The organism is Acrocarpospora pleiomorpha (assembly GCF_009687885.1).
Classification (GTDB): Bacteria; Actinomycetota; Actinomycetes; order Streptosporangiales; family Streptosporangiaceae; genus Acrocarpospora; species Acrocarpospora pleiomorpha.
Genome location: NZ_BLAF01000087.1, coordinates 33,401 through 41,793, shown reverse-complemented (window position 1 = coordinate 41,793; position 8,393 = coordinate 33,401). Strand labels below are relative to the sequence as shown.

The 8,393-nt window shown below is 67.6% G+C and carries 6 protein-coding genes and 1 pseudogene; 3 read left to right on the top strand and 4 right to left on the bottom strand.

From position 1 onward, the window contains the following. Positions 1-1,353: 1,353 nt before the first annotated feature. Both Aple_RS52575 and Aple_RS46385 read left to right on the top strand, forming a co-directional pair. On the top strand, positions 1,354-1,557 hold the full coding sequence (locus Aple_RS52575) for a hypothetical protein (RefSeq protein ID WP_170322012.1): 204 nt from the start codon (positions 1,354-1,356) through the stop codon (positions 1,555-1,557). After that, positions 1,554-2,750: an HNH endonuclease signature motif containing protein gene (locus Aple_RS46385; RefSeq protein ID WP_170322011.1), complete on the top strand. Its 1,197-nt coding sequence runs from the start codon at positions 1,554-1,556 to the stop codon at positions 2,748-2,750. The genes Aple_RS52575 and Aple_RS46385 overlap by 4 nt, the downstream gene beginning before the upstream one ends. 307 nt (positions 2,751-3,057) lie before the next feature. On the opposite strand, the pseudogene Aple_RS56565 reads toward Aple_RS46385, so the two are convergent. Together Aple_RS56565 and Aple_RS46375 are read right to left on the bottom strand one after the other, a co-directional pair. Beyond that, positions 3,058-3,571: pseudogene (locus Aple_RS56565) on the bottom strand (IS110 family transposase); the annotation flags it as partial. Positions 3,572-3,989: 418 nt separating this feature from the next. Next, on the bottom strand, positions 3,990-5,195 hold the full coding sequence (locus Aple_RS46375; protein WP_155351182.1) for a glycosyltransferase family 4 protein: 1,206 nt from the start codon (positions 5,193-5,195) through the stop codon (positions 3,990-3,992). A gap of 319 nt (positions 5,196-5,514) precedes the next feature. On the opposite strand from Aple_RS46375, the gene Aple_RS46370 reads away from it, so the two are divergent. Further along, positions 5,515-5,787 carry a DUF3040 domain-containing protein gene (locus tag Aple_RS46370; protein ID WP_155351181.1) on the top strand — a complete coding sequence of 91 codons (273 nt, stop codon included), beginning with the start codon at positions 5,515-5,517 and terminating at the stop codon, positions 5,785-5,787. A gap of 166 nt (positions 5,788-5,953) precedes the next feature. Here Aple_RS46370 and Aple_RS46365 read toward each other — a convergent pair whose 3' ends face one another. After that, positions 5,954-7,534, bottom strand: a complete 1,581-nt coding sequence (locus Aple_RS46365; RefSeq protein WP_246265379.1) for a penicillin-binding transpeptidase domain-containing protein — start codon at positions 7,532-7,534, stop codon at positions 5,954-5,956. 470 nt (positions 7,535-8,004) lie between these two features. Further along, positions 8,005-8,133, bottom strand: a complete 129-nt coding sequence (locus tag Aple_RS55885; RefSeq protein WP_281361706.1) for a hypothetical protein — start codon at positions 8,131-8,133, stop codon at positions 8,005-8,007. Between the last annotated feature and the right edge of the window lie 260 nt (positions 8,134-8,393).

Below are 8,393 nucleotides of genomic sequence, written 5' to 3'. Positions count from 1 at the left end.
GGGTGGGAAACCCCCGTGTCATGGCTTTCGTGCGGGTGCCATGGCGTTGGCGGCGGCCGGGCGGAGCCTCAATACCGGGAAGTTTGTCGGTGAGTGTGGGTGTCCAGTGGGGTGGATGGAGATGTGGTAAGTCGCGGTCCGGGCAGACGCGCTGGATTGAACATGTGCGCATCCATCGGCATGGCCGATACCGAGCTCCCGCAGAGCTAGATCTGGGTCGATCCACGTTCTAGCGGGAGCTCTGTTCAGATTTCGGGCCAATTGACAACAAGCCACCTAACTTCCCGATATTTGGAGCGGAGACCGAGGAGAACAGAGGACTCGCCGCAATGGGCGCCCTTCGCCGTGCGCGCGAACGCGCAGCTCAAGATGGGTTCACTGGTATCCGCCCCCCTGGCGAGCCGCTGGCCATCGCCCGGATCTGGGCACAAGTCCTCCGGCAGGGGGCACGTGACCGATCAGCGTGCTCAACAGGCCAGTTACGGTGCTCGCGAGACAGACCACCAATGGGTTGAAGGCGTTGAGGAACATCAGCGAATGCCCATGGAAGATCGGTGACATGATCGCCGTCGCGCTCATGCCCTACTGCGACAATTCGCACATAGGCGACTACATAGAGTTGCTAATCGAACGTGTGAACGATATCCTGGTGGTAGCTTGACCGGCTGATCCGCGACAGGAGGGGGTCCGGGATGATGACCTCAGGCGCGGTGCTGCTGACCGACCACCGTGCCCCCTCCCTTCCGCTTCTGAACCCCTGCGCTCCAGCCGACTTGGACGGTCACGACCCCACCACCGGAGGTTCCCTCAATGCCGGCCTCGGCGGTGCGCCGGTCCTTCGCCCGCATACACCTCCACCCCGGCGACGTGCCGGGGCACCCGAAACCGGCCGTATTCCCAGCGATTCCCGTGGCGCGGTCCTGCTGTTGGATCCCTGCCGAACTCGAGTCACGGCAGCCGACTCCGGCAGCGACTTTGGCAGGGATTCTGGCAGGGACTCCGGCACCTCGCGTTCCGGCACCTCGCGTTCCGACGTCTCGCGTTCCGGCATGGCACAGCCCGCAATGGCACACCCCGCAACGGCGCGTTCCAGCACCGCCCAGGCCACCGCCGAACCCGCCAACACCCGGTTCGGCTCTGCTCAGCAGCCCGGTGTCCGGCCCTCTGGTATCCGGCCCACCGGCGGCCCTCGGCCCTTGCCCGGTTCCGGGCAGGAGTCCTGTGGCTGCGGGCACGTGAGCGGCCAGTGTGTTCACCAGGCCGGTGCTGGTGTCCGGGAGACAGGTCAGGACGCCCAGGAAACCGGTCAGCGTACCGAAACGGCCGGTCACTCTGCCCGGGGGGCTGATTGGGGTGCCTGGGGGGCGGATCGGGGTGCTGGTCGCGGTCGGAGGACCGATCAGGGTGCCGGTGGTGATGACGGATTCGGGGATCATCCTGATCATCCCGATCGCTCTAACCGCTCCGGTCGTTCTGATCATCCTGGCCGTTCTGATCACCCTGACCCGGGTTTGGCTGGGGCGGCGATACGGGAGTGGCTGCACCAGGGGGAGATGATTGCCGCCGACGACTCGCGGGTGCCGTCCGATGTGGAGTCGGCGATGGCCGAGATCGTGGCCCTGGCGCGGGCGATCGATCGGGCCGAGGCGGCGATCGCGGTCCGGCTGGCCGTGGCCGATGCCAGGAAGGGCCAGCAGTTGTTCGGGCGGCGTTCGCTCGGGGCGTGGCTGGCCGCGGCCACCGGCTCAAGGATGGCCCGGGCGGCGGAACGGGTCACCCTGGCCCGGCAACTGTCCCGGCTGCCCGACCTGGCCGCGCAACTGGCCGAGGGGAGTCTGCCATTCGGGGCCGCAACCGCGGTCGCCTCAGCGGTCCGGCACCTCGATGATGAAGATACTCGGCTGGCCGAACCGATCCTGCTCGGTTTGGCCGCCGATCCGGCCGCCACCGTGGAGGATGTCGCCCAGGCCGGTCGGGTGATCCTGGAGACGGTCGACCCCGGCGGCAGGCTGGCCCGCGCCGCCGCCCTCACCGAACGCCAGCATTTGAGCATCGCCGCCACCTTGAACGGGATGGGCCGCGTCACCGGCCTGCTCGACCCCGAACTGACCCTGCAGTTCCAAACCTGGCTGGAACCGCTGGCGGTCAAAACCAGCGCCGAAGATGAACGCAACCATGGCAAGCGGATGGCCGACGCCCTGGCCGTGCGCCTGTCGCAGGGCGGGCGGCGCACGGTGATGCACGTGTCGGTCACCGAACAGACCCTCACCGGCGAATCGGAGGATCCCGCCCATCTGCAGGACGGCACCGCCATCCCGGCGGCTGATGCCCGCCGGATGGCCTACAACGCCGACCTGCGCCGACTCCTGCGCGACGCCGACAGCGCCCTCCTCGATCTGGGCCGCGCCCGCCGCCTGGCCTCCACCGACCAACGCGAAGCCATCCTCGCCCAATACACCACCTGCGCCCGGGAAGGCTGCGACATCCCCGCCTACCTCGCCGAGATCGACCACATCCAGCCCTGGCACCCGACCGGCCGCACCGACCTGACCAACCTCGCCCCCCTCTGCGCCCCCGACAACAAATGGAAGTCCCGCCACCCCGACAAGGTCGACATCATCGACCACCCCAACGGGACGGTCACGATGCGCTTCCACCGCCACCCCAAACTCCACCCCCGGCAATCCCCCCGCTCATGGCAACCCCGCCAACAGACCTGGCAGCCCCGCCAACCCCAGCGACCCGGATAACCCGGACAATCCGGATGCCCCTGGCAGCCCGGGCAGCAAACAACCTCCACCCCAACCTCGCCCGGGGTGCCGCACCCAACCCCCGGCATGGTCCCCGCCGCCATCGCACCCAACCCCGGATCCACCCGTGGTGCCGCATCCAACCCCGGCCCCGCCCAGGAGGTCGCATCCGACTCCTGCATGGCCTCCACCAGCGCCGCACCCGACCCCGCCCCGGGCACCGCATCCGACCTCGGCCTCGTCCGGGGGGTCACATCCAACCCCGGCATGACCCTCACCAGCGCCGCATCCAACCCCGGTCCCGGCCCCGCAGCGCGTGCCGCAGCCTTTGGGTGTGGCGGGTGCGTTCCCAGATCAGCCTCTTGTGCGCCCGCGCCACGACCTTGATCGCCTCTGCGCGGGGGCTGTCGGCGGCGACCGGCCGCAGTTGGTGGGCGTCGGTGCGGACCATGTCGGCCAGCACGTGCGCGTCGGCGGTGTCGCTCTTGGCCCTCGACACGCGTAACCGGTCCCGGTAGCGGGCCGACTGCAGCGGATTGACCGCCAGCACCGTGTATCCGGCCGCGATCAGCGCCTCCACCCACGGCCCTCGGTCGGTCTCGATCCCGACCACCACCTCCACCGCTTCCTCCACCGCATCGGCGCCTCTTCTGCCGGCTCGCCGTCCCGGTCGGCGGCCCGCCCGCTGATCTGCTGCCCGATCAGCGCGTGCAGCCGCGCCATTCCCTCCATCCCCTCCGGCAGCCGCGCCCGGCCCGAGTCCTGCATCAGCTCGACATCGTAATGATCTTCAGCCCAGCATCGCCCACAAACAGCCGCACCGCATCCTCCAGACCTCGACCAGCCCTCGATCCGACATCGGCCCAGGCCGAAACCCGGGTCAAGCAGCCTGTGGGAGAACCATCGGCGACCTAATCAACGAGTACTCACACCCCCAGCGAACAAGGGATGGGCACGACATCCCAGCAGCGATCAACTCTCCCGGCCGACCGGAGGGGGCACGATCTTTGTTCAGGGCTCCGAAGGGCCCAGGGAGGGAGAGTGCTCACCCACCGGCGGCTACCTGGCACCAAGTCTGCCCGAAGGCAAACCCGATAACTCTGATTAGGGATGGGTGGGTGGGAGAACGCACGCTGATCAAGATGCTACTTCGTTCGGGTGGCCACGGTGGGCGGGGTCGGGTGGAACCGAGGAAAACGAAGGGTTGGGGGTGAGGATTTCGCTCAAGCAGCACACGAATCACGGGGACTCTGTTTGGTGGGAGATGTGGGTGAGTTGGGTTAGGAGTTTGTCCCAGCGGGGGCCGATGACCGACATGTTGTATTGGGCGGCTGTGGTTTGGGCTTGGGTGGCGAGTTTGGTGCGGAGGTCGGGGTCGGTGATGAGGGTGGTGATGGCGTTGGCGAGGGCGTGGATCTTTTCGGGGGGCACGAGGAGGCCGTCGTGGCCGTGGGTGATGATTTCGGCGGGGCCGGTGGGGCAGTCGTAGGCGATGACGGGGACGGCTTTGCTCATGGCTTCGAGGATGGTCATGGGCATGCCTTCGCGGCGGCTGCTGAGGATGTTGATGGCGGCGTCGGCGAGGGCGGCGCCGACGTCTTCGGCAGGGCCCATGAGGTGGACGCTCTCGGTGAGCTCGCGTTTGTCGATGGATTCCTGGAGTTTGTCGTGGCGGGGGCCGCGGCCGTAGATGCGTAGCGTCCAGTCAGGGTGGTTCCGGTGGACGTGGGCCCAGGCGCGGATGAGCAGATCGTGGCCTTTGGCGTGGTTGAGGCGGCCGATGGCGACGGCGATGGGGGCGGTGCGGTGGGCGTCCGGGCCGGAAAGGCGGGTGACCGCGTTGGGGATCTGGGCGAGATGGGCGGGTGCGTGTTTGAGGGCTTTCCGGTAGGCGTGGAGGTCGGCCTGGGTGAGGGTGATGAGGGCGGTGAGCCTGCCGTACCGGCGGAGGATTTGTTTTCGGGTTTGGGGTTGGTGGGCGGCGAGGTTGGCGTGTTCCTGGCCGATGGTGATGATTTCCGGGCCCGCGGTTCTGGCGATGAGGAGATTGAGGGCGGGGCGGGTGCCAATGAGAACGCCGCGGCGGCGGCTGCGGATATAGCGGAGGAGAGCCAGGTCGGTTTTGAGGGTGAACCAGTGGTAGGCGGTTTCGTCGGGCGGGGTGAGGCGGCTGCGGAAGCGGTTGAGGATGCCTTTTCTGCCGTTGACGCGGTTGTCCAGGTAGCGGACGCGGACGCCGGGTGGGACGTCGAAGAATGGCTGCGGGCTTTCGCGGACGACGCTCACGATTTCGACGTCGTGGTTCTTGGCGAGGTGCCCGGCGAGGTTGAATACGGTGCGGATGGTGCCGCCCATGCCGTTGGCGTGGAGGAGCAGGATGCGGATCTCGCGGGTGTCGGGTGGCGGTGCGTTTCTGGCGCGTCGCCGGTCTCGTCTTTCGAGCATTGTGATGGCGGCGCGTCGTAATGCCCCCGAGATCGACAACGGTTTCCCCCAATAGTGTGCGGACCCCTTCTCCCCCTAGGACGGCGGGACCGCCCCAGTTGTTGATGTGATGTGGGTCACATTGATCCCCTGATCAGCGGATTTATCGGCCTGCCGAGTGGTTCGCCGGGAATATTGGCTGTTCAAGGCTTCAGTGGGGGTTCGTGGGGAGTTGCCGGTGCTGGCCAACGGCTGGTAAATACCCGGCCAGCAAACGGCTAACGATCTTCATGGTTGGGCAGAACGTCGGCACACACCTTGCATCCCGGGGAGGTGCGCCATGGCCTGGTCGCAGGACGAGGAGCGGATGCTGGCGATGATCGAGCGGCACCTCAGCGATGAGGATCCTCGGCTCGCCGCCCGCTTGGAGTCGTTCAATGAGCGCGTGGAGCGCGGGGAACACGGCCGCCGCCGGGGTGATCGTCGAAGGCGCAGGCGGCCGAGGCGTTCGACGGTGGTGATCGCGGTGAGCTGGTTGCTGATCGCGACGTTGATCGCCACATTGCTGGTCATGGCGTTCCGGCATGACGCGGCGGCGGCGCTGGTCTTCTAACCGGCGGCTATTCGCTGTAGACGGCCGAGCAGACGCGGTATCCGTACGCCAGGCCGGGCGACTTGTTTACGGCGGAATTCTGGCGCGCTATAGCCGAATGATTGAAATCGCGCGTGCTGTTGGTATCCGCGTGTGATTCGGGCCAGAACGTGCCCGTACCGCTGGGTCAGAGGGCGTTGAGGAAGCGGGCTGCCACAGGGGCGGCGATCTTGCCGCCGCCTCCGCCGCCTTCGACGACGACGGCGAAGGCGAGGTCGCCGAGGTAGCCGTGGAACCAGGCGTGGGATTCGAGTACGGGTCCGGTGCCGAATTCGGCGGTGCCGGTCTTGCCGTACGTGCCGGAGGGGAGGCCGGCGGCTTGGGCGGTGCCCTTGGTGACGACGGCGCGCATCATGGGGCGGAGTTGTTCCGCGACGCCGTCGGGGAGCGGCTGCTGCGTGGCCTTCTGTTTGAGGTTGGGGATCAGGGTGGGCGGGCGCCAGGAGCCGTCGGCGATGGCGGCGGCGACGGAGGCCATGATGAGCGGGCTGGCGGTGATCTTGGCCTGGCCGAAGGACTCGGCGGCGAGTTCGGCGTCGCTGGTGGCGCGGGGGAAACTGGCTTTGGTGGCGGGGACGCCGATGTTGAGGGGCTGGTTGAAGCCGAGCGCGGTGGCGGTGTCGTACAGGGCTTTGGCGCTGAGGTGTTGCTTGGTGAGGGGGGCGAACGTGGTGTTGCAGGAGTGGGCGTAGGCGTCGAGGAAGCTGACGGTGCCGTAGGCGGCGTGGTCGCTGTTGCGGATTTTGAGGCCGCCCACGTTGACGTCCTTGGGGCAGGTGACCTGGTCGGCCGTGGTCACCCCGGCGGTGAGGAGTCCTACGGCGGTGACGGTTTTGAAGGTCGAGCCGGGGGCGTAGCGGCCGTCGAGGGCGCGGTTGAATCCGCCCTGGTTGTTGACGACGGCGAGGATCTCGCCGGTGGAGGGGCGGATGGCCACCATGGAGGTGGGCTTTTCCATGTCGCGTACGGCGTTGGCGGCGGCTTGCTGGATTCTCATGTCGAGCGTGGTGGCCAGGGCTTCGCCGTCGCTGCCCTCGATGGTGGCCAGGCTGTCGTCTCCGGCCATGACCTCGGTGGTGGGGGTCCCGGCGAGGCGTTTCTGGAAGGTCTCCTGGAGCCCGCCACGGCCGACGGCCTGCCCCTGGCGATAGGCAGGGCCGAGTTTCTTGACGTCCTTGTCGGTGGCTTTGTCGAGGTAGCCGACGAGTTGCTGGACGGATCCGCCGACGTCGGTGCCGTCGATGCGGGCGCCCGCGGCGTCGGTGACGCTGGCTCGGCTGGGCCAGGTGGTTTTGAGTTTGAGGTGGTTGGTGCCGTTAAGGGAGGGATGTACGGCGGCTGGGCTCCAGTCGACCTTCCAATGCCGGTCGGCGACGGTGAGGTCGAGGCTGCCGGTGTAGGTCCAGTCGCCGATGTTCTTGAGGGCGGCGGTGGCCGTGTAGGCGGCGGTCGCCTTGTCGTCACCTGTCTCGGTGACCTGGCCGAGCTTGACCGTGACTCCCGTGGCGTTGAGGTTCTTGGTCAGTTCGGCGTACGCGGCGTCGAACTCGCCGGTCGGCGGCGCGGCGAGTTCGGCCTTCAGGGCCGTCATGTCGCCTTTCGTCCACGCGGCGGCGAAGCGTTGGGCGGTTTCCTGGGGTGTGCCGCGGGTGTGCAGCAGGTAGTACGCGCCTCCGCCGGCACCCCCGGCGACCACAACTACCGCCACCGATGTGATCGCTATCGTCCGTCCGCGCACTTTATGCCCCCTTTTACGCTCGCCTGAGATCCTAGCGCGCCCGATTCGTTACCTTTCTGGCTTTTGGCTGACCGGAAGCCTACGGGTCCATGCCGGGCGCAAGACAGATCCACTCCGAAGCTCCATCGTCCGTCGCCCGAACTCGGCTCAGCGCGCAAACACGCGCAGCGAATTCCCCGAGGTAGTCGCTGCGAAGCGAGGTCGCCGGCGAGGAGGGATCGCCAAGGTGCTTGCATCAGGCACCAGTGGCTGTGCCGCGAATGCGCGGGCTACACCACGCCAGCGGTCGTATCGCGGACACATGGCTTGCGCCAGGCGCCAGTGGTTGCGCCCCGAACACGTGGCTTCCGCCAGGCGCCAGTGGTTGCGCCGCGAACCGGCACTGGACCCGTCGGCCATGAACGTCGTCACATTCCGCGCGCTGCGCTGGGCCGGAAGTGCTACTCGAACACCAGCCGATCCAGGCCCGGATGATGCGCGGGCTGGTCGCGAGCGATATCGGCGCCGCCGCCCATGACCCCGCCCGCCACGACCCCGGCGACAAACGCACGTAAGGAGAGCGAGCACATCCCCGCAAAGCTGGATCGGCGCGCGGGTCGTGAAGCGCAATCTTGGCTTGGCCGCACGGATGTGAAGCGGGTTTGGGCGTGAGCCGCATGGATGTGAAGCGGGTCTGGGCGTGGACCCCACGGACGTGAAGCGGGTCTGGGCGTGAGCCGCATGAGTGCGAAGCGGGATCTGGGCCAGAGAGCCGTGAACGCGAAGCGGGATCTGGGTGCGCGAAGCGGGATCGGGCGGAGGCGCAACACGATCAAGGGTGGGTGGGTGG

What these genes read in the sequence shown, in the direction of transcription:
- Aple_RS46385 (WP_170322011.1), top strand. Translation starts at nt 1,554, where the DNA reads ATGATTGCCGCCGACGACTCGCGGGTGCCGTCCGATGTGGAGTCGGCG.
- Aple_RS46375 (WP_155351182.1), bottom strand. Translation starts at nt 5,195, where the DNA reads ATGCTCGAAAGACGAGACCGGCGACGCGCCAGAAACGCACCGCCACCC.
- Aple_RS46370 (WP_155351181.1), top strand. Translation starts at nt 5,515, where the DNA reads ATGGCCTGGTCGCAGGACGAGGAGCGGATGCTGGCGATGATCGAGCGG.
- Aple_RS55885 (WP_281361706.1), bottom strand. Translation starts at nt 8,133, where the DNA reads ATGTGCTCGCTCTCCTTACGTGCGTTTGTCGCCGGGGTCGTGGCGGGC.